At 58.4% G+C, this 25,504-nt stretch carries 26 protein-coding genes; 15 read left to right on the top strand and 11 right to left on the bottom strand.

Going from position 1 to position 25,504, the window contains the following annotated elements; genetic code table 11:
* The first annotated feature begins 104 nt into the window (after window positions 1-104).
* Window positions 105-2,189: a S9 family peptidase gene (locus ACP90_RS11750; protein ID WP_062488449.1), complete on the top strand. Its 2,085-nt coding sequence runs from the start codon at window positions 105-107 to the stop codon at window positions 2,187-2,189.
* A 204-nt stretch (window positions 2,190-2,393) separates the two neighbouring features.
* Window positions 2,394-2,792 carry a hypothetical protein gene (locus ACP90_RS11745; RefSeq protein WP_062488448.1) on the top strand — a complete coding sequence of 133 codons (399 nt, stop codon included), beginning with the start codon at window positions 2,394-2,396 and terminating at the stop codon, window positions 2,790-2,792.
* Between the two features lie 4 nt (window positions 2,793-2,796).
* Here the strand turns inward: ACP90_RS11745 and ACP90_RS11740 are convergent, their stop codons facing one another.
* Entirely contained in the window at window positions 2,797-3,723 is a 927-nt protein-coding gene (locus ACP90_RS11740; protein WP_062488447.1) for a LysR family transcriptional regulator, read from the bottom strand.
* A 99-nt stretch (window positions 3,724-3,822) separates the two neighbouring features.
* Here ACP90_RS11740 and ACP90_RS11735 point away from each other — a divergent pair, with 99 nt between their 5' ends.
* The 3 genes from ACP90_RS11735 to ACP90_RS11730 are packed head-to-tail and all read left to right on the top strand — an operon-like array spanning window position 3,823 to window position 4,748.
* Complete coding sequence (locus ACP90_RS11735; protein WP_062488446.1) at window positions 3,823-4,131, top strand: putative quinol monooxygenase; 309 nt, start codon at window positions 3,823-3,825, stop codon at window positions 4,129-4,131.
* A gap of 6 nt (window positions 4,132-4,137) precedes the next feature.
* Complete coding sequence (locus ACP90_RS27965) at window positions 4,138-4,356, top strand: DUF2798 domain-containing protein (protein ID WP_082809728.1); 219 nt, start codon at window positions 4,138-4,140, stop codon at window positions 4,354-4,356.
* A 17-nt stretch (window positions 4,357-4,373) separates the two neighbouring features.
* On the top strand, window positions 4,374-4,748 hold the full coding sequence (locus ACP90_RS11730) for a RidA family protein (protein ID WP_062488445.1): 375 nt from the start codon (window positions 4,374-4,376) through the stop codon (window positions 4,746-4,748).
* Between the two features lie 195 nt (window positions 4,749-4,943).
* Here the strand turns inward: ACP90_RS11730 and ACP90_RS11725 are convergent, their stop codons facing one another.
* From ACP90_RS11725 to ACP90_RS11710, 4 genes are all read right to left on the bottom strand, one after another.
* Complete coding sequence (locus ACP90_RS11725) at window positions 4,944-5,435, bottom strand: GNAT family N-acetyltransferase (protein ID WP_062488444.1); 492 nt, start codon at window positions 5,433-5,435, stop codon at window positions 4,944-4,946.
* Window positions 5,436-5,463: 28 nt separating this feature from the next.
* Window positions 5,464-6,396, bottom strand: a complete 933-nt coding sequence (locus ACP90_RS11720) for a cytochrome c (protein WP_062488443.1) — start codon at window positions 6,394-6,396, stop codon at window positions 5,464-5,466.
* A gap of 143 nt (window positions 6,397-6,539) precedes the next feature.
* Window positions 6,540-6,995 (bottom strand): cytochrome c, encoded by a 456-nt coding sequence (locus tag ACP90_RS11715; protein ID WP_062488442.1) that lies wholly within the window; start codon window positions 6,993-6,995, stop codon window positions 6,540-6,542.
* Between the two features lie 206 nt (window positions 6,996-7,201).
* Window positions 7,202-7,804 (bottom strand): superoxide dismutase, encoded by a 603-nt coding sequence (locus tag ACP90_RS11710; protein WP_023000984.1) that lies wholly within the window; start codon window positions 7,802-7,804, stop codon window positions 7,202-7,204.
* Between the two features lie 788 nt (window positions 7,805-8,592).
* Between ACP90_RS11710 and ACP90_RS11705 the strand changes: the two genes are divergently transcribed.
* Window positions 8,593-9,771: a YbfB/YjiJ family MFS transporter gene (locus ACP90_RS11705; RefSeq protein WP_062488441.1), complete on the top strand. Its 1,179-nt coding sequence runs from the start codon at window positions 8,593-8,595 to the stop codon at window positions 9,769-9,771.
* A 10-nt stretch (window positions 9,772-9,781) separates the two neighbouring features.
* On the opposite strand, the gene ACP90_RS11700 is transcribed toward ACP90_RS11705, so the two are convergent.
* The gene (locus ACP90_RS11700) at window positions 9,782-10,639 is read right to left on the bottom strand and encodes a branched-chain amino acid aminotransferase (RefSeq protein WP_062491547.1); all 858 of its coding nucleotides are present in this window, start codon (window positions 10,637-10,639) and stop codon (window positions 9,782-9,784) included.
* Window positions 10,640-10,953: 314 nt separating this feature from the next.
* Here ACP90_RS11700 and ACP90_RS11695 point away from each other — a divergent pair, with 314 nt between their 5' ends.
* From ACP90_RS11695 to ACP90_RS11675, 5 genes are all read left to right on the top strand, one after another.
* The gene (locus ACP90_RS11695) at window positions 10,954-11,388 is read left to right on the top strand and encodes a VOC family protein (protein ID WP_055654941.1); all 435 of its coding nucleotides are present in this window, start codon (window positions 10,954-10,956) and stop codon (window positions 11,386-11,388) included.
* Window positions 11,389-11,509: 121 nt separating this feature from the next.
* Window positions 11,510-12,172 carry a haloacid dehalogenase type II gene (locus ACP90_RS11690; RefSeq protein ID WP_023000980.1) on the top strand — a complete coding sequence of 221 codons (663 nt, stop codon included), beginning with the start codon at window positions 11,510-11,512 and terminating at the stop codon, window positions 12,170-12,172.
* A 322-nt stretch (window positions 12,173-12,494) separates the two neighbouring features.
* Complete coding sequence (dctP, locus tag ACP90_RS11685; protein ID WP_023000978.1) at window positions 12,495-13,601, top strand: TRAP transporter substrate-binding protein DctP; 1,107 nt, start codon at window positions 12,495-12,497, stop codon at window positions 13,599-13,601.
* A gap of 96 nt (window positions 13,602-13,697) precedes the next feature.
* The gene (locus ACP90_RS11680) at window positions 13,698-15,032 is read left to right on the top strand and encodes a TRAP transporter small permease subunit (RefSeq protein ID WP_062488440.1); all 1,335 of its coding nucleotides are present in this window, start codon (window positions 13,698-13,700) and stop codon (window positions 15,030-15,032) included.
* Window positions 15,033-15,035: 3 nt separating this feature from the next.
* On the top strand, window positions 15,036-16,391 hold the full coding sequence (locus ACP90_RS11675; protein ID WP_062488439.1) for a TRAP transporter large permease subunit: 1,356 nt from the start codon (window positions 15,036-15,038) through the stop codon (window positions 16,389-16,391).
* Window positions 16,392-16,498: 107 nt separating this feature from the next.
* Here ACP90_RS11675 and ACP90_RS11670 read toward each other — a convergent pair whose 3' ends face one another.
* Window positions 16,499-17,254, bottom strand: coding sequence for an outer membrane beta-barrel protein (locus ACP90_RS11670; RefSeq protein WP_062488438.1), 756 nt, complete (start codon window positions 17,252-17,254; stop codon window positions 16,499-16,501).
* Window positions 17,255-17,435: 181 nt separating this feature from the next.
* On the opposite strand from ACP90_RS11670, the gene ACP90_RS11665 reads away from it, so the two are divergent.
* Both ACP90_RS11665 and ACP90_RS11660 read left to right on the top strand, forming a co-directional pair.
* Window positions 17,436-18,017 carry a hypothetical protein gene (locus tag ACP90_RS11665; RefSeq protein WP_062488437.1) on the top strand — a complete coding sequence of 194 codons (582 nt, stop codon included), beginning with the start codon at window positions 17,436-17,438 and terminating at the stop codon, window positions 18,015-18,017.
* A 346-nt stretch (window positions 18,018-18,363) separates the two neighbouring features.
* Window positions 18,364-18,585 carry a helix-turn-helix transcriptional regulator gene (locus ACP90_RS11660; protein WP_023000973.1) on the top strand — a complete coding sequence of 74 codons (222 nt, stop codon included), beginning with the start codon at window positions 18,364-18,366 and terminating at the stop codon, window positions 18,583-18,585.
* On the opposite strand, the gene ACP90_RS11655 is transcribed toward ACP90_RS11660, so the two are convergent.
* A complete protein-coding gene (locus ACP90_RS11655; RefSeq protein WP_062488436.1) occupies window positions 18,582-18,968 on the bottom strand; it encodes a YkvA family protein in 387 nt (128 codons plus the stop codon). The genes ACP90_RS11660 and ACP90_RS11655 overlap by 4 nt on opposite strands.
* 202 nt (window positions 18,969-19,170) lie before the next feature.
* On the opposite strand from ACP90_RS11655, the gene ACP90_RS11650 reads away from it, so the two are divergent.
* Entirely contained in the window at window positions 19,171-19,440 is a 270-nt protein-coding gene (locus tag ACP90_RS11650; RefSeq protein ID WP_077292599.1) for a hypothetical protein, read from the top strand.
* Window positions 19,441-19,458: 18 nt separating this feature from the next.
* Here ACP90_RS11650 and scpA read toward each other — a convergent pair whose 3' ends face one another.
* Together scpA and ACP90_RS11640 are read right to left on the bottom strand one after the other, a co-directional pair.
* Window positions 19,459-21,624 carry a methylmalonyl-CoA mutase gene (gene scpA, locus ACP90_RS11645; protein WP_062488435.1) on the bottom strand — a complete coding sequence of 722 codons (2,166 nt, stop codon included), beginning with the start codon at window positions 21,622-21,624 and terminating at the stop codon, window positions 19,459-19,461.
* Window positions 21,621-23,633: a methylmalonyl-CoA mutase subunit beta gene (locus ACP90_RS11640; RefSeq protein ID WP_062488434.1), complete on the bottom strand. Its 2,013-nt coding sequence runs from the start codon at window positions 23,631-23,633 to the stop codon at window positions 21,621-21,623. The genes scpA and ACP90_RS11640 overlap by 4 nt, the downstream gene beginning before the upstream one ends.
* 509 nt (window positions 23,634-24,142) lie before the next feature.
* Between ACP90_RS11640 and ACP90_RS28750 the strand changes: the two genes are divergently transcribed.
* Window positions 24,143-24,844: a helix-turn-helix domain-containing protein gene (locus tag ACP90_RS28750; RefSeq protein WP_006939443.1), complete on the top strand. Its 702-nt coding sequence runs from the start codon at window positions 24,143-24,145 to the stop codon at window positions 24,842-24,844.
* A 213-nt stretch (window positions 24,845-25,057) separates the two neighbouring features.
* Here ACP90_RS28750 and ACP90_RS11630 read toward each other — a convergent pair whose 3' ends face one another.
* Window positions 25,058-25,465, bottom strand: coding sequence for a DUF4332 domain-containing protein (locus tag ACP90_RS11630; RefSeq protein WP_062488433.1), 408 nt, complete (start codon window positions 25,463-25,465; stop codon window positions 25,058-25,060).
* Window positions 25,466-25,504 lie beyond the last annotated feature (39 nt).

Raw genomic sequence — 25,504 nt, 5'->3', positions numbered from 1 at the left:
CTCTTGTCTGAAAGCACGACAGGATTGCCTGCAAGCGGAAACGCCCAGCCGCCTCGGCAGGATTGACCCTTGCCTTCAAGGCTCAAAAATCTTACCTCCGATCCATGAAACAGGATGCCCTTCCCCCGCGCGCCGCAGCGCGCCCCCTCACCCTTGAGACCCACGGCATTACCCGCCAGGACGACTTCGCCTGGCTGAGGGCGGACAACTGGCAGGAGGTCATGAAGGACCCGTCCGTGCTGGATGCCGACATCCGCAGCTATCTGGAAGCGGAAAATGCCTATCACGAAGCGCAGATGGCACCGACGAAGGCTCTGCAGGAGAAGCTTTTTGCGGAGATGCGCGGCCGCATCAAGGAAGACGACAGCTCGGTTCCTGCGCCCGACGGGCCCTTCGCTTACGGCCTCAAGTATGAAACCGGCGGCCAGCAACCGGTTTTCTTTCGCACCCCGCGTGACGGTGGCGCGGAAACGGTTCTTCTCCATGGCGACAAGGAAGCCGAAGGAACGGCATATTTCCGGATCGGCGGCGTCAGCCAGTCGACGGATCACAAGCTCATCGCCTGGGCCTATGACGACAAGGGCTCGGAATATTATTCACTGAAGCTGCGCGACGCCCAGTCTGCCAAGGATTTCGACTACGCCATCGAGGACACGGGCGGCGGCGGCGTCTTCTCGGAAGACAGCCGCTATGTCTTCTACGTTCGCCTCGACGCCAACCACCGGCCCTCGAAACTCTTCCGTCACGAAGTCGGTTCCGACCCTGCGAGCGACGTTCTCGTCTACGAGGAAAAGGATGCCGGCTTCTTCATGGGAGTCGGCAAGACCCAGTCCGGCGACACCATCGTCATCGACATTCACGATCACGAGACGTCCGAAGTCTGGATGATCCCGGCCACCGACCCGACCGCCGAACCGGTGCTTGTCGCAGAGCGCGAGACCGGTATCGAGTATTCCATCGACGATCACGGCGACACACTCTACATCCTGACCAACGCAGGCGGCGCCGAGGACTTCATGATCGTCACTGCGCCGAAAGGCAATCCCGGCCGCGAAAACTGGTCCGATCTTGTGCCCCACAAGGCAGGATGCCTGATCCTGTCGCATTGCGTCTACAAGTCCTTCATGACGCGGCTGGAGCGCGAAGACGGCTTGCCGCGCATCGTGATCCGCCGGCTTGCAGACAACATCGAGCACTCCATCGCCTTCGACGAGGAAGCCTATTCGCTCGGCCTTGGCGGCGGCTACGAGTTCGACACGAGCACGATCCGCTTTACCTATTCCTCGATGACAACGCCATCGCAGACCTTCGACTACAATGTCGAGACCCGCGAGCGTGTTCTGCGCAAGGAACAGGAAGTGCCTTCCGGCCATGATGCGGACGACTATGTCACCCGCCGGTTGATGGCTCCCGCAGCCGACGGCGAGACCGTGCCGGTGTCTGTGCTCTACCGCAAGGACACCAAGCTCGACGGTTCCGCACCTCTGCTGCTTTACGGCTATGGTTCCTACGGCATCACCATTCCGGCGAGCTTCAACACCAACTGCCTGTCGCTGGTCGACCGGGGGTTCGTCTACGCCATCGCCCATATTCGCGGCGGCAAGGACAAGGGCTTCCACTGGTACAAGGATGGGCGGCGCGAGAACAAGAAGAATACCTTCACCGACTTCATAGCCGCAGCAGACCATCTTGTTGCGGAAAACTTCACCTCGCACGACCGTATCGTCGCTCAGGGCGGCTCGGCCGGCGGCATGCTGATGGGGGCGATTGCCAATCTGGCACCGGAAAAATTCGGAGGCATCATTGCCGAAGTTCCGTTTGTCGACGTTCTGTCGACCATGCTGGACGACACGCTGCCGCTCACGCCGCCGGAATGGCCGGAATGGGGCAACCCCATCACGGACAAGGCAGCCTACGATTACATCGCGTCCTGCTCGCCCTACGACAACGTCGAGGCAATGGCCTATCCGGCCATCCTGGCGGTAGGCGGATTGACCGATCCGCGCGTAACCTACTGGGAGCCGGCCAAATGGGTTGCCAAGCTGCGGGCAACCGGCACAGGTGACAAGCTGCTGATGCTGAAAACCAACATGGAAGCCGGCCATGGCGGCGCTTCCGGCCGTTTCGACCGGCTGAAGGAAGTCGCCGAAACCCAGGCCTTTGCCCTTTTGGTGACCGACAAGGCCTGACACCTCGTCAGACCCGAAGATTTTCCGGGCGTGCGGAGTAGTTCGCACGCCCGGAACCCTAAATTCCTTTCACACGCCCTTGCGGGTACCGCCCGAGCGAACGTGACTTGATTTTGACCAAGTCTTCGGCTCATGTGAGAGTTGTTGCAAATCAATCAATTGAACGGTCCTGGACCGTACCGATGCTGTTCACTGGAGCCCGTGATGACCTGCTACCGCACACTTCCACACCGCCTTGCTGATGGGCTGAAAAAGGGGTTGCGCCTGGTTCCGGTCATGGCCGCCACGCTGTGCCTTGCCGCATGCCAGTCCTACGACACGACCGGCGGCAATGTGGTGGAAACGCTGCTGTTCTCCCCTACCTTCACCAAGAACCGGCAGGACATTCCCAGCACATACAACACAGCTTATGACTGCCGCACCTTTACCGGCAGCGGCTGGAAAGGCATTGCCGGTGGCAAGGTCTTCAATTTCAGCCAGAAATACATCATTTCCCAGGCCGGTTGCTTCAAGACTCAAGGCGAATGCAACGCATGGCTTGCGGTCATGTCCAGCTACATCGATCAGCCGCGCTACATCCGCTGCAATCCCTACACTGCGTAGGACATCAAGCAGATCTTGCAGGATCACGCTGGACGACAGTCCCCTGAAACACGGGAAGCGCTGCCATGAACGGTTCCATGTAATCAAGCAGGCAGCGCGCCCGGGCATTGAGCAGCCGCCCGGTGGGCCATACCGCAAAGATATCCCGTTGCTGCCCTTGCCAGTCTGCGAGCACAGGTGTGAGGCGGCCTGAAATCAGGTCATCGGAAATCTCGCTCGCAGGCAACAGAGCGAGCCCGTGACCGTCGCCGGCCAGCTGCCGGGCAAGGCTGATGTCATCGACAACCACACGTGCATCGACAGGCACGGTTTCGCGGCAGCCCGTTTCCCGATTTGTCAGTTGCCATTGCGGAAGCGTGGACACCCGCACCACCTTGTGCCGGCCGATCTGGTCCGGACTTTCCGGGGCACCCGCCTGTTCAAGATAAGCAGGCGCCGCAACGAGAACCGTTGCCACCACCCCGAGACGCTTCTGGTAAAGCCGCTCATCGGTCTGGGGTCCGGCTCGGAGGGCAATATCGACCCTGTGTTCCAGCAGATCCTTGTTCTCGTTGCTAAGCGTCAGCGTCAGCTGGATCTCCGGAAAGGTCTTGAGAAATTCCGACCACATGGGTTGCAGGATGCCGATGGAAATATTGGTGGGCGCCGCCACCTTCAACGCTCCCCGAAGACCGTGCAGGTCGGTGCTTAACCCGTCCAATGTCGTCTCAGCGTTTTGAACCAGGTCGGCAAAGGCCTCGAAATACGCTTCACCCGCCACCGTCAGATCGAACTTCCGCGCGGACCGGAAGACCAGCTGCGTGCCTATGGTTTCCTCCAGCTTCGCCAGGCGCCGGGTCACCGTTGCCGCAGGCAATCCGAGATGCGCAGCAGCCTTTGCCAGGCTTCGATTGCGCGCGATATGAACAAACAAGGCGATGTCGTCGAGCATGATTTCATTTTCAAAATTTAAACTCTCATTATTCGATATAGATTGAGGTTAGAGAAATCAATAAGTCTGTCTTCGTCCTTAAACGCAACGGAGACACTCATGGGCAATTACTTCATCAGCGCTGGTATCGAACTGCAACAGGGTGCGGTGCGGACCAGGGCAGAGACGGAACTGCGCCGACTTGTGGCTGAAACCCAACACGAACCCGGCTGCAATTTCTTTGAAATCCGGCAGAACCTGCAGGATCCCGACAAGTTCACCCTGTGGGAGAGCTGGACAGACAAGGACGCCCTGGCCGCCCATTTCGAAATGCCGCACACCAAGGCCTATCTCGCGCAGAACCTGACACAGGTCAGCTACATTGAAGAACTGGGCGAAATCGGCACCAGCGAAGCGATCGAAAGTTAGTCAGTCATGAAGAATCGATTGATCGCGACGTTGCTGATGTCGCTGGGGCTGTCGCTCTTGATGTCGTGCTGGGTCACATTCCTGAACCTCGGCTGGAGCGACAGGTTCTTCTGGCAATGGATGAGCGCCTTTCGCCTGGCATGGCCCGCTGCTGCCGTCATCGCCTTTTTTCTTGGCCCGCCCGTGCAAAGGGCAACGCTGTTCCTTTCAGCCCGCCTGCCGTAATCAGAAAAGGAAAAATAATGCCTCTTGCCCGACAGAATTTCGAGGAACTGGGCCTGCCGGCCGGCCCCTATACCCACGCCGTTCGGCATGGACAGACGGTCTATACATCCGGTTTCACAGCTTTCGGCACACCTGCTCAGGCCGATTCGGCCGGCCCGCAAATCAGGGCGGTGTTCGCTCAGCTGAACACGATCGCCGCCTACTACGGAAGATCACTGAAAGATCTGGTGAAAGTAACCGTGTTCGTCACCAACATGACCGACTTGCCGGAAATCCGGTCAGCCCTTGCAGAACTCTATGAAAATGAGGTTCCTGCTAGCTCGCTGGTCTGTGTTGCCGCACTGTTTCACCCACAGCTGAGGGTCGAAGTTGAAGCGATCATTGCAACCTGATCGATGAACGACTTGCAACCGGATTGAGAAATACGTATTATCCCTTAGTTGAATAGCAATGGACCGGCTCTACAACTTTCTGGAGATACGCGTTCCAATTTCTCGAATAACTGTGCACGGGCAAAACGACCCAATAATAAAAAGCGAAACTTGACCACCTGCTCGCAGGTGGTTTTGTTTGAAAGCGTCAGTTGTTTACCCGTTCAGTTGCTTTCTGAAGAAAACCGTCTCCAGGATCGGCGTATCGTAATAGGCGCCAACTTGCTCAAACCCCGCGGCTTCATAGAGCTTGATGGCACCCGTCATGCTTGGCAGCGTGTCCAGCAGCATCTCCCGGTAGCCGGCGGCAACCGCCGCTGCGATTACAGCCTCCACCAGCGCACCACCAACACCCTTGCCGCGTCCGTCCGGCAGGACGTAAAGCCGCTTCATTTCACACGCACCGTCTTTTCCGAACGCCCGCAGGCCAACACAACCGAGAACCGAGCCCTCCTCATCCTTCGCCAGGAAAAGCGCCCCGGACGGCGGCGCGTATTTCCCCGGCAGACCTGCAAGCTCTTCTTCAAAGCCCTGGTAGGAAAGGTCGATGCCGAGCCAGTCGACATAGGCCCGAAACAGGTGCCGGATCGGGGCCAGGTCGTTTTCGGTTGAAACGGGTACGATCGAAATTTGCTGCAATTGAATCATGGAATGACAAAAGGTCCGCGTGATGTCGTCAGTTGGCTGTCGGCGCAACGGGCGGGATGGCTTTCAGGTAGGCGGCGATCGCTTCACGATCACTGGCAGGAAGCTTGGCCATGTTTTCCTGAACATGCACCATTTCACCACCGACGGAATCATATTCAGGCGTGAAGCCGCTTTCCAGATAATAGGCAATATCGCTTGCACTCCAACTGCCGAAACCACCGTCTACCGGCGTAATGTCCGGAATGCGGCCTTCACCTGTGGGAGCCGGTGCGCCACCGAGCCATTTCGCCAGATCCAGTCCCCCTGCAAAATTTCGAGCCGTGTGGCATTCACCGCAATGGCCGGGCCCTTCCACCAGATACCGCCCGCGGTCCCAAAGGGCAGCGTCGACCTCGTTCCCGCTTGAAGGGGCGGCTATGACAGGTGACGGATCCAGGAAGAGCCGTTTCCAAAGCCCCAACCCCCGACGGATATTGAACGGAAAACCGAGCTCGTGAGGTGGCGTCTTGCCATTGACGGACGGCAGCGTTTTCATGAAGGCAAATAGATTGCCGATGTCTTCGCCAGACATGCGGGCATAGGAAGTATAAGGGAACGCCGGGTAATAGTTTCGCCCGTCCGGTGATGTGCCATGCGTCATGGCATTGGCGAAATCAGCAAGCGACCAGGCTCCGATACCGTCTGCCGTGCTGGACGAAATGTTCGGGGCAACAAACACCCCGAACGGCGTCTCCAGGCGAAGGCCTCCGCCAAGCTTCAGCTTGTCGTCTCCCGCAGCATCCTTGGCCGCATGGCAGGAGGTGCAGCCGCCGGCCCAGAATACAAGTTCCCCTTGCGACGCATCCCCTTCCGCAATGGCGGCAAGCTGGGCTTCGCTCAGCTTCGTCGGCGCGGACAGGAACCAACCCGCACCTGCCGCAACAACGGCAAGAACGACGAGGACGATGACAGCCTTTTTCATGAGGTCTCCCTGGGTCTTCCTGGCACCGAAACGCCAAAACAGCGGCTCTTCAACCCGGACAGGGTGAAAAGCCGCTGATCTGTCTCACAGTCTGGAGCCTGCCTGTTGCAGTCTGTGTGCGGTAGACCCCGGAATGCCGCCGGTCAGTTTTTCTTACGGTAAGTTTCGTGGCACGATTTGCAAGAGCCGAACACGGGACCCATCGCAGCCTTGAAAGCCTCGACATCCGCAGGACCGTCCTTGCCGGATGCTTCGAAGGCTTTTGCAGTCGCGTCCGCAAACTTGGCCAGCTCAGCGGAAAATCCGTCCGGATCTTCCCAAATGGCCGCAGCGGCTCCGGTTTCACCCTGATCGGAACCAGCAGGGAAATAGTCTCCGAATGTCAGGGCTGCTGCATTCATGGTTGCGATGGCAGCCTTACCGGCAGCAGGAGAATAGGCGATCTCCCCTTTCATCAGGCCTCCACCGAGCCCGGCGGCCGCGCCGACCGACGACATGATGGCCTGCCGGGTCGCAATCGGATCGTCAGACGCCTGAGCAATGGAACCGGCAAGGCCAGTCCCGGCCGCAAGACCCAATACAACAGCCGATTTGATCATTCGCATCGTTCTCTCCCTCTCGTGGAAATTGCCTTCGGCAATGAATCACCAGTGCGAGTACAGCCCATGTACCGCTCGGTCGGAAAATCACGGTCGCGTGAAGTGCGCCATGTTCGGTGAACACAGCGTCAACGCTGACGAAACAGCCAAACAAAAAACCCCGGCCTGTTCAGGCCGGGGTTTCGCAAAACGGGATGTATCCCGAATTACTTCGTTGCAGCTTCGTACATTTCCAGCACGTAGTCCCAGTTGACCATGCTGTCGATGAAAGCTTCGAGGTACTTCGGGCGCGCATTGCGATAGTCGATGTAATAGGAGTGTTCCCACACATCGCAGCCGAGAATCGGCGCGGCGCCGTGTACCAGCGGGTTTTCACCGTTCGGGGTCTTCATGATTTCCAGCTTGCCGTCCTTGACTGCGAGCCAGGCCCAGCCGGAGCCGAACTGGCCAACACCTGCGGCGATGAAGTCGGCGCGGAACTTGTCGAAACCACCAAGATCACTGTCGATAGCGGAAGCCAGCGCACCCGGAAGCGAGCTGCCGCCACCGTCTTTCTTCATCCACTTCCAGAAGTGAATGTGGTTGTAGTGCTGACCGGCGTTGTTGAACAGCGGAGCGTTCTTGCCGAAGCTTTCCTTCACGATTTCTTCCAGGGACTTGCCTTCCAGGCCGCTGCCGGCGAGCAGCTCGTTGCCTTTGGTGACATAGGCCTGGTGGTGCTTGTCGTGGTGAAACTCGAGAGTTTCAGCAGACATGTAAGGGGCCAGCGCGTCATATGCATACGGCAGGTCAGGCAATTCGAAAGACATGACAAACTCCTTAAAAGGTCGGTGACCGGCGGCGACATGCCTGCCTCAAGAATGAATGCAGGAACGGCCGCGTCGAGCGGCAAAATAGGATTGCTGGGCCGTCACGGCAAGCGCCGATCCCCAAAATAAAGAAATTTTTTCTTTTTATTTTAGGACGTACGATCTGCCATTGACACTTCCCACGACGGGAACGCGTCCACACGGCTGCAGTTGCGCCGCTCACGGAAATGTGATCAGTAATTTTCGAAAGAAAAGCATCGTTATTTATAACGAAAACACTTTAACAATATAGAATTATATAATAATAATCTTATTTCGATCATTATCTAATGTATATCTAGAATGATATTAAATAGAAATCTTCACTTCTTTTCTCAAGAAAAATTCTCCTCGCTACCACCATCACCTCTCAGGCCAGTCTCTGAAACGGCGTTTCTCTTGGAGAATGCTAAAACAACTGGAGTTGATGATGTAACGACAAGACCTGCGACTACCCGAACAGTTGCTACGGTGGAGCATGGCTCATTGCGACTGTATCCATAAGGCCTGCATGACCCGGGCTCCCGGTTCCAAGGTCCAGTCGGTGCGAACCAATGCCCTGCGAAAGGCAATGCGCACCAATACTCGGCTTGTCGCCCCTGGTGTCCGCACCGGAAACTGATCGCCTTAACCCTACCCTGCACCAACCCTACTTCAACGTGTTCCTGGAAATGACAAAGCAGAGCGATCGTGCAAGATAGCAACGACTGCATGTCAGTTTTCAGCTATCGCCTCACGACCGGAACTCCATGTCACCCATCTCGCGCTCTCCTGCCGCATTGGCTTTCGGCGGTCTGCTCGCCCTTGCTGCCGCGATGGGCATCGGCCGGTTCGTCTATACCCCTATCCTGCCCTTCATGACCGACGGCCTGCAGTTGCCGCCCGATGATGCCGGCCTGATCGCGTCCGCGAATTTTCTCGGATATCTGGCCGGAGCTCTTGCCGGCGCCTCAAGGTCCCTGCCCGGTAATCCCCGGCTGTGGTTTCTCGGTGGGCTTCTTGCCAGCGCCCTGACCAGTGCCGCCATGGCGCTGACCACTTCCCTGTCTCTGTTTCTGTTGATCCGCTTCGCCAGCGGCGTCGCAAGCGCCTTTGCGCTGGTATTTTCAACCAGCCTGATCCTGGAGCGGCTGACGGCAGCCGGTCGCGGCGGCTTGAGCGCCCTCCACTTTGCCGGGGTCGGCTGCGGCATTGCCTTTTCCGCCGTTCTGGTTGCCCTCCTGGCGCATCTGGGGGCAGATTGGCGTGGGCTCTGGCTGGCCAGTGGCGCTGCCACGCTTTGCTTTCTTCTGGTGGCTGCATTTCTGGTGCCGTCCGAGCCGTCTCCCCAGCCGGTCACCGCACCTGCGCAAAACTCCCCCGACGAAACCCCGGCATCTCCGTTTGGCTCTGCCAGTCGCATCCGCCTCATTCTGGCCTACGGTCTGTTCGGTTTCGGCTATGTCATCACCGCGACCTTCGTCAATACGATCGCACGCGCCAATCCGGCGCTTCAATCAACCGAAGCCTTCGTCTGGTTGACAGTTGGGCTGTGCGCGGCACCTTCAATTTACGTCTGGAACAGGATTGCCGCCCGCATGGGCACTCGAAAGGGCTTCGCTCTTGCTTGCGTGCTGGAAGCGGCAGGGGTTGCCTTGACGGCGGTGAGCACAGCGCCTGGGCTTTTCCTCTTCGGAGCAGCGCTCCTCGGGGCAACCTTCATGGGTATCACCGCGCTTGGCTTGATGGAGGCACGGCGCGAAGTCAGCCGGGACGGACCGGCAGCAATCCGTCAGATGCTTGCGGTACTGACGGCAAGCTTTGGCGTCGGGCAGATGGCCGGGCCCTGGGTTGCCGGCCAGATGCACCATCTGACCGGGTCCTTTACTGCTTCATCCCTGGCAGCCGCCGCGGCGCTTGTGGTAGCCGCGGCACTGGTCGTCAGATGAAACTCCCCACTCAGGCGTGGGAAAATTCCCAGTAGAGTTCTCTTGCGCGAGCCGCGATCGGACCCGGCTGCAGGTCGCGGTCCTCGATCCGCTTGACCGGCGTTACCTTGCTGTAGTTCCCGGTCGAGAAGATCTCGTCGGCTTCCAGGAACTCGCCATAGTCCATGGTGCGCTCGAAAACGTCATAGCCAACGGACCGCAGCAGCTGAATGACGCGCTGACGGGTAATGCCGTTCAGGAAGGTGCCGTTGGGAACCGGCGTGTGTACCTTGCCTTCCTTGGCCATGAAGATATTGGCCGATGTCAGTTCAGCGACATTGCCCAGCATGTCGCGAACGACCGCGTTGTCGAAGCCGCGCCCCTTGGCCTCCAGCATCGCTCTCGCATTGTTGGGATAAAGGCAGCCGGCCTTGGCGTTGACAGGCATGCATTCAACAGTCGGACGGCGGAATGGAGACAGCGTGATGCTCATCGCCGCATCCTTGGGTGCCATCGGCGCATCGAACAGGCACAGGCAGAACCGCGTGCTGTCCGGATCGCCCACGATCACCCCGGGTCCGTCACTTTCGACCCAGTACATGGGCTTGACGTAGATCTGCTGGTCACCACCGAATTTGGCGCAGCCTTCCTTGGTGAGCTCGACCATTTCACCAACCTTCATGGTCGGCTTCATGCCCAGCGCCACGGCACTGTCGTTGACGCGTTTGCAGTGGAGATCGATGTCCGGCATCACACCTTCAAAGTAGCGGGCGCCGTCAAAAACGCTGGAACCGAGCCAGGAAGCATGTGTGCGCGGGCCCATGATCGGCGGATTGCCCTCGTGCCAAGTCCCGTCGATCCAGGTCCAGGTGTCACTCCATCCGCTCATGTCTCTTCCCTTTTCTGCGCTGCGGTTGTGCAGTCTGTCCGCCGAAACAACACCGCTCATCCCGGCAGGTCAATAGCTTACCGCGAAATTGAGGAAAGTTGCTGTCATTCTTCGCAAGATACGGTGATATCAGGATAAAAATCACCAAAACACCCACTTGAGCGACATCATTTTTTCAAGTCGAGTTCTGCAATGACAAGATGTGGATCCCCTCACCGACCCCTGGCTTGGAAACAATGCCCCCGCCCGCGGACCATTGACTCTCGTCACACAAAGTTCACTATATGTTCCTGCTACAATTTTGGGAGTTCAGGATGGAACAGCGCATTTCCGTGACGACGCTCGTGGTCGAAGACGTTGCCGAGGCACGCCGCTTCTTCGAAGACGGCCTGGGATGGCAGGTTCATTCCTCCCCAGGCCCCGAAGTGGTCTTTTTCCAGGTTCCCGGCAGTGTATTTGCCCTCTATGGCCGCGCCTCCCTGGAAGAGGAAATCGGACGCTCTGTCACCGACAGCCCCACCGGTGCGGTGACGCTCGCCTGGAACGGCAGGTCGGAAGCCGAGGTGGACACAAGCTTCCTGAAAGCGCTCGCCGCGGGTGCCCGATCGGTCAAGGAACCCCAGAAAGCCTTCTGGGGCGGGTATTCCTCTTACGTGGAAGTCCCCGGCGGTCACCTGCTCGAGATTGCCTATAACCCGTTCTGGCCGGTGGAAGAGGATGGCGCAATCACCCTGCCTCCAGTCCAATAGCAGGGCACAATTGTTGTATAAGTCCTGCCTGCGACCTTTGTCGCAGATAGCTGCGCTTGACGCAGGAGGCCGCAGGCTGTTCTCTTCCGCGGTTTCGTGAAAGGGCTTGGAGGTCTTGAAGATGGCGCATGCAGCTTACGTGTTCGATGCGTATGGAACCTTGTTCGATGTGCATGCCGCCGTCCGCAAACATGCGGAGAAGCTCGGACCGGATGCCCAGAGGCTGTCGTCTCTCTGGCGGGAAAAGCAGCTTGAATATTCCTGGGTGCGTGCCCTCATGGGCAAGTATCTGGACTTCTGGGAACTGACCCAGCAAGGCCTGGACACCGCATTCGCCCTGGTGCCTTCCGCTGACAAGTCGTTGCGCGAAGATCTTCTCAGCGCCTATTGGGAACTTGATTGTTACCCGGAAGTGCCGCAGGTGCTGACCAACCTCAAGGCAACCGGCGCTAAAATCGCGATCCTGTCCAACGGATCTCCGGCCATGCTCGAAGCTGCCGCCAAGGCCGCCGGATTGACGGAACTTTTCGACGAAATCTTTTCCGTCGACGCCCTTCGAACCTTCAAGACCGATCCGCAGGTCTATGAAATGGTCACGACCCATTTCCGGATCTATCCGGAAGAGGTTTCCTTCCAGTCTTCAAACCGTTGGGATATTGCCGGTGCTACCGCATTCGGGTTCCGTACCGTGTGGATGAACCGGATGGGCATGCCTGACGAATATCCGGACCTTTCTCCCAAGGCGGTTCTGGCGGATCTGACAGGGCTCGCCACACTCGGCTGACCTGACACCACTTCCCTTCAGGAAGAGGAGACAGCGTCAGCTTTGTGTTTCTCTATTTTCAAAACAGTTCCGGCCATTTTTTCCAAAAAGGAAAAGATGTTTTGAGCGTCCGGCAAGGTTGCAGGATTCTGTAAGTGTAATATCCTTCCCTTGGTTGGGAGGAAAAGAAGAGCGACAGACTTCCTCGAGGTCATCCCGAACCAGTTACAAAACAACTGCTTAAGAACACAAACAGCTGGTTTGTCTCCGCGAAGAAGAAGGGGCGTTGAAACACTCCCCGCGCGAGCGCTCATTTGCTCCCAGACCTATTTGGGAGGATACCATGAAACAACTTACGACTCGCAGGCAGGCCCTGCGGACGCTCGCAGGTGCCGGCACGGTCGGAGCAGCGACACTCGCTGCGCCGCATATCGCTTCGGCACAAGGCCAGACGACGACCTGGAAAATCCAGACGTCCTGGCCAGGCGGTGCCGGTTTGCAGATCTTCAAGGACTGGTGCGCAACCATTGCCGAAAAGACAGGCGGGGAGCTCGCCTTCCAGCCATTCGGCGCCAACGACGTCGTGGGCGATTTCCAGCTGTTCGACGCCGTCAAGAATGGCGTTCTGGACGCGGTCAACCCGTTCACGATCTATGCGCAGGGCATCATCCCCGCGGCCACCTTCCTGACGAGTTATCCGCTCGGTATGCGCAACCCGCACGAATGGGACGTGTTCTACTATTCCCTTGGCGGTCTTGAGATCGCCCGTGAACTCTACGCCGCACAGAACATGATGTTTGTCGGACCGGTGCATCACGGCCCCAACATCATCCACTCCAAGGTGCCGATCCGCTCCATCGATGACTTCCGCGGCCGCAAGATGCGCCTGCCGGGCGGCATGGTCGCCGAAGTCTTCACAGAGATCGGCGCGGAAACGACGGTGCTTCCGGGATCGGAGATTTTCCCGGCACTTGAAAAAGGCACCATCGACGTCGCCGATTATGTCGGTCCGGCGGTCAACTATGCCCTCGGCTTCAGCCAGGTCACCAAATACATTTCCATGGGCCCTCCGGGCTTCATGTCGCTGTATCAGCCGGTCGACCTGATGGACATCACCGTCGGCATGGATGCCTGGAATGCGCTCAGCCCGCAGATGCAGCAGTTCGTCGAGATGGAAACACACGTCTATTCCGACATGCACCATGCAGCCATCCAGAAGGCAGACCAGGAAGCCTGGGCGAAGTTCGAGGCCGACGGCACCGAAATCACCCGGCTCAGCCAGGACGATGTCGAACTGATGACCGAAGTCGCCGTTCCGATCTGGTTCAACTATGCGAACCGGGACAAGGACAGCGCGCGCCTCTTCAAGATTCAGCTCGACTACATGATGTCCGGTTCACTCGGCTACGTCACGCCGGAGCAGGTCGAAGGCCTCGAACTCGACCTCTGATCCCAGACGACGTCTCGGGAAACGGACCCGCGCGGCCAGCCGCGCGGGTCCTGTTCAACTCAACAGGGGCTTGTTTCCCCTGGGGAAGGGAGAGGCATGCCTCATCTGGACTTTACCCTGCCGCATTGGGCCTATTGGCTGGGGCTGATCATCTTTCCGCTGATCGCCGCTGCCCTTGCCAAGCGGCCGAAGCCGACTGAACGGCGCTACTCGCTGGTGCTCGGCTATTTCATTCTTGTCACCGGCGGCATCCTGGGTCTGCATCGGCTTTACCTGAAAAGCCTGATCGGGCTGGTCTATATCCCGGTGTTCGTGCTGATCCTCTACGCCAACGCGCAAAGCCAGGATGCGCGCGCGGTTGTCTCGGACATGGCCAACGCAGTGCGACAGGCGGAGCGCACGCTCGAGCGCGAAGGCGAAAGGGTGAAGACCGCAGAGGCCGATCTGCCTGCCTTGCGCCAAAAGCTCGCCGAGGCGGAAGCGCAGGCCGAAGAAGGCAGCTTTGCCAAGCGCCGCGCGGAACGGGATGTCCAGCGCGCCGAACAACGTGTCGAACAGGGCAAGACCCGGGTTGCCGAGGCCGAGGCAACTCTGGAGACCGCCCGCCCGGCTGCCGTAACAGCTCGCGAAACCCTCGATTTCTGGGGCAATGTTGCCAAATACGCCTTCTGGCTACTGCTTGCAGGTGTGGCGGTCGACGCACTCCTCCTGCCCCGGCTGGTTTCCAAAGCAAACGAGAACCTGCCACCGGACCCGGAACTCAGCGAGGCGGAAAAGAAGCTCAAGGAGCTGGAAGAAGCCGAGCGCAAGGACGATGCGGATCACGTCTCTTCCGGCTGGACCGGCTGGATTGACCGGCTCTCGCTCTACTGTGGCGAGTTTGTCAGCTACTGGGCGGTGATCGCCGTTCTTGTCTACTACTTCGAGGTCATGAGCCGCTACGTCTTCGGCAGCCCGACCAACTGGGCTCACGAGGCGATGTATCTCATGTTCGGCATGCAGTACCTGGTCGCCGGTTCCTACGCCATGCTGACGGAATCCCACGTACGGGTCGATGTCTTCTATGCGCCGCTGTCGCCGCGCCGCAAGGCAATTGTCGATCTATTGACATCCGTCTTCTTCTTCATCTTCGCCGGCACCCTGCTGGTGACTTCGTGGATCTTCGCGTTCGATGCCATCGCGGTTCCTTCCGGCAACTCGCTGGTTTCTGACTGGGCGCGCGGTGAAATCGGCTTCAGCGATGTCGTTGCAAGCTGGAACCTGGCCCAATGGACCGATCCGAACATCCGCTGGGGCGAAATCAGCTTCAACGAATGGGAAGTGCCGCTCTGGCCAATGAAGTGGGTCATGGTGCTCGGCGGGTTGCTGCTGGTGCTCCAGGGAATTTCCAAATTCGCGCAGGACATCCGCGCAGTGATGGGCAGGGCTTGATCGATGGGACTTGAAATCGGAATCGAGTGGCTGACACTCATCATGTTCGGCTCGCTGCTGGTCCTCTTGATGGCAGGGCTGCCGCTGGCCTTCGTTACGGGAGGGCTCGCCTGTGTGTTCCTGTTCGTCCTGGGTGACGAGCGGGCGCTCAACATCGTGCCGTCGCGCATCTTTCCGCTGATGACCAACTACCAGCTATCGGCAATCCCGCTGTTCATATTCATGGCATCGATGCTGGAACGGGCCGGCATCATCAACGACATGTTCGATGTCATCTACAAGGTGCTTGGCGGCGTGAAGGGTGGCCTGGCGGCTGCCACCATCATCGCCTCCACCGTACTGGCGGCCATGGTGGGTGTCATCGGGGCGGCCGTTGTCACGATGGGCATCATCGCCCTTCCCGCCATGCTGAAGCGAAACTACGATCCGAAGATCGCCATGGGCTCGATCATGGCCGGCGGAACGCTCGGCATCCTGATCCCGCCGTCGATCCTGGCAATCATCTACGCCGTCGTGGCCGAACAGTCCGTTGGTGAGCTCTTCATCGGCGCGGTCATTCCCGGCCTGCTGCTGTCCGGGCTCTACATCCTTTATGTGATCGTCAGCTGCATGATCGACCCCAGTAAAGGCCCGCCGATCCCGGAGGAAGAACGTATTCCGTTCAAGGAAAAGGTCCGGCTGCTGTCGAACATGTCCGCTCCGATCGCGCTGATCGTGATCGTGCTGGGCGTGATCTTCACCGGCGTCGCAACTCCGGTGGAAGCAGCCGGCATCGGCACCTTCGGCGCCATCGTCGTGGCCGCCATCCACCGCAATCTCGACTGGCAGACACTGCGCGAAGCCTCGCTGACCACCTTGAAGGCTTCGGCCATGGTGATCTGGATCATGTTCGGCGCGACCATCTTCGTTGGTCTCTATGTACTGGAAGGCGGTCAGCAGTTCGTGCAAGGCGCGCTGGAAGCCACCGGCCTCGGCCCATGGGGCATTCTGATCATCATGCAGATCGTGCTTGTCGTCCTGGGCATGTTCCTGGACTGGGTCGGCATCCTGCTCCTGTGCGTGCCGATCTTCGTGCCGATCATCAAGGCGCTCGGAGCGGCGTCCTTCGGGCTCGACAGCCCGGACGATCTGGTGCTGTGGTTCGGTGTTCTCTATCTGGTGAACATGCAGATGAGCTTCCTGTCACCACCGTTCGGCTACGCACTCTTTTACCTGCGAGGCGTCGCTCCGGCGGACATTCCGATGACAGACATCTTCAAGTCTGCCCTGCCTTTCCTGGCGCTCCAGGTGCTTGGACTGGCATTGTGCATGCTGTTCCCCGGACTGATCACCTGGTTGCCGGACCTGGTCTACGGATAACAGAGCCCACAAAGACAAAGGGAAACGGCTGCGCTCAGTGGGAAAAGCGCAGCCGTTCCATGCTGCCGGACAAATGGCCCGAAAGGGTTGGCTTGCCAGGAGACAGATCAGAACGAACGGGAGAGCCCGATCATGAGCCGATGGTTACCGGCCGTCCGATCTACCTTCGCACCGCCATATCCGGCCTTCTCGTCCAGGATCCCGGTCATCGAGTAGTCGGCCCTGAGATGCCACGCATCCGTTACCGCAACCTCGACACCCCCGCCGATCACCGGACCAATCGAAACGGAGTTTCTCTCCGTCCCGTTCGCCTTTAGGCTGTGTTCTGTCGCAGCAATACCGAGGCTGAGATAAGGCATCACGTTATTGATCGGCACGCCGACCCGGGCCTTGGCATTGATCGTCCACTTGGATCCTGTCTCGATGGTGCCCAGCGTCGGATGGTTGCCTTTTTCACGGCCGCCGAGATAGGCCGCACCGCCTTCGACACCCAGGACGAAGCGGGAAACTTCCCAGTTGTAACCGCCGAAAAGACCGAACGCTGCGTCGACCCGTGAAAATTCCTTCGATCGCCCCCCTGATTTGACGTCTGTCACGGTCTGCGAAACACCTGCTTCAAAGCCGAGATAAGGCCCTGCCCAGAGCGACTGTGGCGCTTGCGAATAGACAGGAGCGTCAAAAGTCTCCAGATCGGCAGCACTCGCCCCAACGACAAGCACACCAAGAACGGCACACAGAACCAGCGGCTCCAACAGCCAGTGGCTCCGCAGAATACGCCTGATCACACCGGGGCGTTGCCTGGAGCGACCGCGCCCGATGGCCGGCGGCGCACGAAAAACATAATTGGCAAAGGAACTTACCATCAGTGATCTCACTTCATGTATGACAATCTCATCGCCTCACAAATTTAAAAAAATTAATGTAAAACGATAATTTGAAAATTGATTGCAATAATTTTTTTGTCAATAGCAATGTTTTTGAATTTGTGTTTTCCCGACAGATGAACTAGATACGATGCCGCAATGACACGATGCGGAGTAACCGATGAGCGAACTTGAATGGGCGGAACGGGAGAAGCGGCTGACGCGGATCCGGCGTGTATCCGCGTTCATGAAATGGGCCGTCACCATCATCCTGTTGATCCTGCTGGGTCTGGGCGCGGTCGTCACGATCGGTATCGCCCTGCCGAACGAGTTGATGATCGGTGCGCAAGAAACATTTGATGTCGCCGATACCGAACGCATGCTGGGTGACATTCCGCAGGTTCAGCGCATCGGAATATCCATACTGGCAGCCATTGCCTTCAGTCTGCTGCTGGCGGTGGGCTGGAACATCCGCCAGGTCTTCAAGCGGTTTCAGAAGATGGAGTTCTTCTCGCCGAAGACGCTTGCAAACGTGTTTTCCTTCGGCATCTGGCTTATCGTGTTCGCGGTCTTCGACCTGATCAGCGATCCGATCGGCTCGGTCCTCCTGACCTATGACTTTCCCCCGGGCCAGCGCACCGTCGACATCAGTCTGGATGGTGGCGAGATCTTCTTTCTCGTCCTTGGTGCCTTGATGCTGCTGTTCGGCTGGATCCTTCGCGAGGCTGCGCTTATTGCAGACGAGAACCAGCAGTTCATTTGAGGTGGACCATGGAGCGTTGCGAATGCTGAACATCAATGGCGTTGCCTGTCTCCGGCAACTCGGCCTCATGCACGGTGGCACCGAGGTGGGCGGATGTCTTCAGCCTCCGCACCTTCTCTCAGCCTTTGCAAGCAACAAGGCTCCCGGTCATCCACGGCCAGTCGCGTTTGCGCGCCGGAAGCTTTCACAAGAACAAAGGATTGTTGACGCCGTGGCTGATGGCAGTGAAATATCAGGCATGATTCTCGGGACACTCATGCCTTGCTCATCTCTCTCTTGCGTAAGGCCGTCCAGCTCGCAGAAGAAAATCGAAAAATAAGCAAGCGACAGCGCCGGGGGTCCCTTCATGCCCATCATCATTGAACTGGACGTAATGCTCGCCCGCAGGAAGATGCGGTCCAAGGAGCTTGCCGAACGCATTGGCATCACCGAGCAGAATGTTTCGCTGCTCAAGTCCGGAAAAGTGAAGGGTGTCCGTTTCGAGACCCTGGAAAAGATCTGCGACGTGCTCGACTGCCAACCCGGCGACATTCTGATTTACGAGCCCGAAAAAACTCCGGAAGATTAGACAGAAACACGCCGCCAGAACCACAAAAGTGCAGCCAACGCCGCACCGATCCAGATCAGTAGAACCAGGACCGCCGCCATTTTGCTGGCAGGCAGCTTTTCCGATCTCCTGTCAGCTTCCACCCGGCAGTCCTCCATCACCTGCGGTGGAATGAGCTTCACCACCAGGTAGATGCCGAGCGGCACGAGAAGCAGATCATCGAGATATCCGATCACCGGAATGAAATCCGGAATCAGGTCAATAGGTGACAGAGCATAGGCTGCGGTTGCGATGGCCAGGGCCTTCACATACCAGGGAACCCTCGGATCCCTTCCAGCCAGATAAAGGGCGTGGAGATCTCGCTTGATGCGCTTTGCCCAGGTCTTGATGGTGTCCTTCAGCATGTCAGCCTGCGTGAATTGGAGACAGTCCCTGCGACACGGCAGCCCCTGGGCAGTGTCGGCCGGAAGGTCATCGGGCCCAGAACACCTTCCAGTCCTGCGCAAGCTACGCCGCCTAGAACATCCTCCGTAATTTCAACAGGTCCGACGGAGCGAGCGGTCTTTAGCCATGACGCGATCAAATTCCCCCCTTGAAGGCAGGCCGGTGCCTGCAACAAGAGCGCGGCTGCGATCAGGCAAGCTGCTCAATCTGGACAGCACGCACCTGAGCGAATGCACGCTTTACGACCTTGAGAACGGCGACATCGGTATCGTCGTTCAGGACCCGGACCTGCCGGTGCCGGACCGGGTGCTGATCGATGACGACAAGGAACTGACCCGGGTCTTTACGGAAATCCGTTGGCGCATGGGTCCTTACCTCTTCGGCATGTACCTGGAGCCACCGGTCCCGGTGAGCAAGTTCCAGGATACCTGACGACTGCCGACATGGGCCTTATTCAGCTGCTTCAGCGGAGCCATATCCCAATTGCTCGTTGAGTTTGCCGATCAAACCGATGGCCGCTTCCGCAATCACGGTTCCCGGTGGGAAGATCGCCGCTGCCCCGGACTTGTAGAGTTCGTCATAATCCTGCGGAGGCACGACACCGCCAACGACGATCATGATGTCTTCCCGGCCTTCTTCCGCCAGCGCCCGCCTCAGAGCCGGCACCAGTGTCAGATGGCCCGCAGCCAGCGATGACACGCCGACCACGTGAACATCGTTTTCGACCGCCTGGCGGGCAGCTTCTTCCGGGGTCTGGAACAAGGGTCCGATATCAACGTCGAAACCGAGATCGGCAAACGCCGAGGCAATCACCTTCTGACCGCGGTCGTGTCCGTCCTGCCCCATCTTGGCGACCAGGATACGCGGTCGGCGGCCATCGTTGTCTTCAAAGGCTTCCACCAGCTTCTGGACTTTCTCGATGGTTCCGGACATGGCTCCGGCCTCCCGTTTGTAGACACCGGCAATCGACTTGATCTCGGCCTTGTGCCGGTCAAACACTTTCTCCATTGCCAGGGAGATTTCACCCACGGTTGCCTTGGCCCGTGCGGCCTTGACCGAAAGATCCAGCAGATTGCCGTCACCGGATGCGGCACATTCGGTCAACGCTTCCAGGGCGGCCTGGGTCTCGGCCTCGTTGCGCTCTTCACGCAGGCGCTTGAGCTTGTCGATCTGGGCGGCGCGCACCTGGGCGTTGTCGACCTTCAGGACGTCGATCGCCTGTTCGCTTTCCGGCTTGAACTTGTTGACGCCGACTACGGTTTGCGCACCGCTGTCGATGCGCGCCTGTGTCTTGGCGGCTGCTTCCTCGATCCGCAGCTTCGGAATGCCCTTCTCGATGGCCTTCGCCATGCCGCCAAGCTCTTCCACTTCGCGGATGTGCGCCATGGCCTTCTCGGCAAGGTCTGCCGTCAGCTTCTCGACGTAATAGGAACCGCCCCAGGGATCGATCACCTGCGTCGTGCCGCTTTCCTGCTGCAGAAACAACTGCGTGTTGCGGGCGATACGTGCGGAGAAATCGGTCGGCAGAGCCAGCGCCTCGTCCAGCGCATTCGTGTGCAGCGACTGCGTATGCCCCTGCGTTGCCGCCATGGCTTCCACACAGGTTCTAATGACGTTGTTGAAGACGTCCTGTGCCGTCAGTGACCAGCCGGAGGTCTGCGAATGGGTGCGCAGCGACAGGGATTTCGGGTTCTTCGGCTGGAAGTTTTCTTCCATCAGGGTCGCCCAGATCAGGCGCGCGGCACGCAGCTTGGCAACTTCCATGAAGAAGTTCATGCCGATCGCCCAGAAGAAGGACAGCCGCGGTGCGAACTGGTCGATGTCCATGCCGGCGGCGACACCGGCGCGGGCATATTCGATGCCGTCGGCAATCGTATAGGCCAGCTCCAGATCCGCCGTCGCCCCCGCTTCCTGCATGTGGTAGCCGGAAATGGAGATCGAATTGAAGCGCGGCATGTTCTGGGACGTGTATTTGAAGATGTCCGAGATGATCCGCATGGAGTGCTTGGGCGGATAGATATAGGTGTTGCGGACCATGAACTCCTTCAGAATATCGTTCTGAATGGTGCCTGAAAGGTCCTTCTGGGCAACGCCCTGCTCTTCCGCCGCCACGATGTAAAGCGCCAGCACCGGCAACACCGCGCCGTTCATGGTCATGGAGACGCTCATCTTGTCCAGCGGAATGCCGGAAAAGAGCGTACGCATGTCATAGATGGAATCGATCGCCACCCCTGCCATGCCGACATCACCCGAAACACGCGGATGGTCGCTGTCGTAGCCGCGGTGCGTGGCAAGGTCGAAGGCCACCGAAAGGCCCTTCTGACCGGCGGCAAGGTTACGCCGGTAAAAGGCGTTTGAATCTTCGGCCGTTGAGAACCCGGCATACTGGCGCACTGTCCAGGGCTGCTGGACATACATCGTCGGGTAAGGACCGCGCAGAAACGGCGGCAGGCCCGGCCAGGTATCCAGATGTTTCAGTCCCTCAAGATCCTGCGCCCCACAAACAGGCGGCACAACGATGTCTTCCGGCGTTTGCCAGCTCTCCTGCGAGCCGGCGTCCGCAGCCTTCACGATTTTCCGGAACGGCTTGTCAGCGAAATTCGGGATCCTGCTCATGATTGGACCTCCAGATCTTTCGGCTGGACCCCTTGTTGGGTCTCCAGCCGGTCAAATGCATCCTTCAACAGTGCAAGCAGATCGCATCCGGCAAAGACAAAAGCGTCCACACCGGCTTTGCGATAGGCATCTTCCCGGTCTCCAGGGCGCCCTGCAAGGTAGAGGTAATTCACCCCTGCCGTTTTCAGGGCTTGAGCTGCCTCTTCCGCCTGCGCCTCGTAAACATCGTCCGTGGAGACGAGACAGGCTAGCATCGCCCCGCTTTGCCGGAAGGCCTCAACGAGATCTTCAAGCGAACCATAGACAGCCGGCCCGACGGGTTTCAACCCGCCCGCCGCAAAGGCGTTTGCCGTCCAGGTGGCTCTCGCCGAGAACTGGGCCAGACTGCCGAGAGACGCCAGGAATACCGCTGGTGTTGTCGACGCGGCCTGCTCGAAGGCTTCTGACCTGATACGAAGCTGCTCGAAGGGCTCCGCTATCCGGGCCGTTTCCAGCTTCGGAAGGGAATAGTCGCGCGGCAGAAGGTCAAGCCGCATGCCCAGCTCGCTCAGGGGCACTCCCTGAAGGGCAAGCTTGCGCAGGGTCGCAAAGCGCTCGCCGTCTCCCGGTTCCGGCAGGTCCTCACGCGGTGCGCTCACGCCTGCGAGATCTTCCTTGCTCGATTTCAGCACCGCGACTGGCTTTTCAGCAAGGTCCGGGAACTCGCTTACGCCGGTGATCGGACGCCTTCTCGTGGCGATGTTCTTGGCAAGACCGGCCCTGGCAGCTCCGATACGATCATGCACGAGGCCCGTGCGCACCGCCTCGAACAGGCCACCGGCCGCCTCGATATCCTGGAAGAGGCTCCAGGCGGCCTCGCAAACTGCATCCGTCCGGTCTTCAATGGCGCCAGAGCCGGCGGCCGGATCGGTCACCTTCGCAAGGTTGCTTTCTTCCAGAAGGATAGACTGCGTATTGCGCGCCAGCCTGCGGGCAAAGCCGTCGGGCAAACCGACAGCCAGCGTATGTGGCAGAACACAGACACTGTCTGCACCACCGACACCGGCTGCAAAGGTTGCCACGGTGTTGCGCAGCAGATTGACCCAGGGATCCCGACGGGTCAGCATTCTGTAGGAAGTCGACATATGCAACGGCAGACCTGCTTGCGGCAGTCCTGCACCGTCCAGTACCGACGCCCAGAGCGAGCGGATCGCGCGGGCCTTGGCAATGGTTCCGATCTGGTCGGCTTCCGCGATCAGGCTGAAGGAAATTCTGTCAGCCCATTGTTCGGGCGCCAGTCTCGTGCCTTCCAGCAAGCGCATGTGAGCTGTGGCGGAAGCCAGAACAAGCGCAAGCTCCTGCGCAGGCGTTGCCCCCGCTTCGTGCCATATGCGGCCATCGGCCTTCATTACCCGTGCCGGGCTGCCAAAATCATGCGCTGCGACCACAAGATCGCGGAAATGCCTGTAGGCGTTTTCCATGTCGGCAAGTGCAACACCATTGACTGCCACCCAGCCATAGGGATCGATCCCGGCCGTCAGGCGAACGCTTGCCGGATCGATCTTGCGTTTTTCGAGCAATGCCAGAATGGAGGCGAAAATCTCGACATTTTCCCGCCCCGCCTCAAAGCGCAGGTCAATCAGATCCAGTTCGACGTCTTTCAGGAGGCGGTCGACACCGGATAGATCGTCTACCCGGATGCCATTGCCGTATGATGCGGCAGCACCGCGGAAAACCAGGTCAAGGCCGCTCGCGCCACCCTGCAGATCTTCAAGAATTTGTGCGTTTGCGGCAGCAGGATCGGGAATGTCGATCCGCTGGACCACGGACCAGTCGCCTGCGGCAGCCCGAAGGGCGCGCGCCGGACTATCTGTCCTGCGCTCATAAAGCGGCGCGATATCCAGTCCATCTTCGGTTTTCCCGTAAAGCTTCTGCCGGGCACTCCCCTTCAGGGCCTTGTCGACGGCAGCCCACCAGGCCTCCGCGTCGGCAGAATAAAAACTTTCAGGTCCAGTAAAGCTGTTCGGCATCGCACGTACTCCCTGGCCCCGTTTTAGTCCCTGGGCCCGAAGCTTGGCAACTCAGCAGAATGGGTAAGGATTTGAAGTTCACAAGGTCTCGGACAGTTGAATCAGGTGAAACCGGGAGCCAGTTCCGACTTGCGATTCGCTCGTAGAATTAATTAGACGCGCAAAATAAAAATTTATCTACAAATTGCGTTTTTCGACTTACACTTACGAAGACGTTAAACACTTCTCAGAAAGACAATTTGGCCTCTTCTAGGCGCCAACTTGTCAATTTTTTGGCGGAATAAGCTAAATTTGCCAGTTTTCCCTATTGGTACGATCATCAATTGTATTGTAGCGTATAGGTGCTGACGCATGGGAAATTCTACCCTCATAAGAAATGCGCGGCGTCCGGATCCGACACTTACCTGAATAGGTTTGGCGGGAACGGGTTTCACCCATCAGCGGATGTTCCGGCTCGCGTACGGACACCCGCAAAGACGCGGCCACCCAAGCCGCAAAGGATGTGCACAATGCTTGATCAAACGGAATTGAAGAGCAAGCTGAGAGCAATCTCGGAAGCAAATGCCGCCCATCATGTTCTCGATATTTTGGAATCGAACCTTCGCCGCATGGGGGCGACGCATATCCTCATTACCGGCCTGCCGATGCCGAACCGCCCGATCGACAACCTCGTACAACGGTTCCGGTGGCCCGATCAACGCAATGACGGAATTGAAAGCACTTCGCTTTCTGCAAATGACAGCGCCTTGATGCTTGGCCTCGGCTCCAACCGGGCTCGCGTCTGGACAATCTCCGCCGGTGACATGGAACATTCCGACCTTCTGGCGTCAGCCGGGGAAGGAAGTCAGGTTCTCGTGATACCAGTGACGGAACTCTATCCTTTCCAGGCATTCGTGTTTGCAAGCGGCCCTGCTCTTCAGGTCAACAAATACGATCTTTCCAATCTGGAAGCACTTGCAGCTGCCGCATTCTCGCGCCTGCGCGAACTTGGCGTGATTTCCGGACAGCGACCGGGCGCATTGTCGACCCGTGAGCGCAAGGTTCTGGAACTGACGGCCTATGGCAAGACAGCCGGCGAAATTGCAGACGTGCTCGACATTTCCCAGCGAACTGTCCACGCTCACCTGCAGAATGCCAGTGTCAAGCTGAACGCTTCCAACAAGACCCACACCGTGGTCGAAGCGCTTCGTTACGGCCAGATCAGCGTGTAACGCTGCTTCTCCAGCCAACAGCTTCCAGAGGCTAACAACAGGCGCACTTCGGTGCGCCTTTTTTGTTCTGGCGCGGATGCAAAACAACATGGGTCAGATGGGACAACGCCAGGCACGCACGCCGGGCAACAACGTCAAAATGCCAATCACCAAAAGGAAAAGGCGCGCTTTCCGCACGCCTTTTTTGTCATTTCATCTTTCAGCTTGCCGACCTCAGTAGGTCATCATCGGCGGCAATTCCTTGGCCTGATCGACCCATTTGGTGACCTGGCTTTCACTCGGCAACTGGCGAACAAGCTTCTTGGCTTCGTTCACTTCCTGCATCTTCTCCGCCAGGTTGGCGGCATTGCGATGCTTCAGTTCCTTCACCGTGTCGACGCCGGCAGCTTCCAGGAGTTCGGAATATTCCTCACCAACGCCGCTGATGCGCATCAGATCCGCCATGTTGGCCCATTTCAAGATCCGCTTGCCGTCGATGCCGGTTTCTTCTTCCAGCGCCTTGCGACCTTTCGGGTCCTTCGCACGCTCCAGATAAGCTTCCGTTGTCTTGATGCCGACTTCACCCAGCTTTGCAGCATAGGTTGGGCCGATACCTTCGATTTCATCGATGGAATAAGACATGCGCTCAGAACTCCCTAATCAACCGGCAACCGAACCTGG

Origin of the sequence: Labrenzia sp. CP4, assembly GCF_001579905.1 — a bacterium.
Taxonomy (GTDB): Bacteria; Pseudomonadota; Alphaproteobacteria; order Rhizobiales; family Stappiaceae; genus Roseibium; species Roseibium algicola.
The sequence above is the reverse complement of the archived record's forward strand: the minus strand, read 5'-3'. Positions and strand labels throughout refer to the sequence as shown.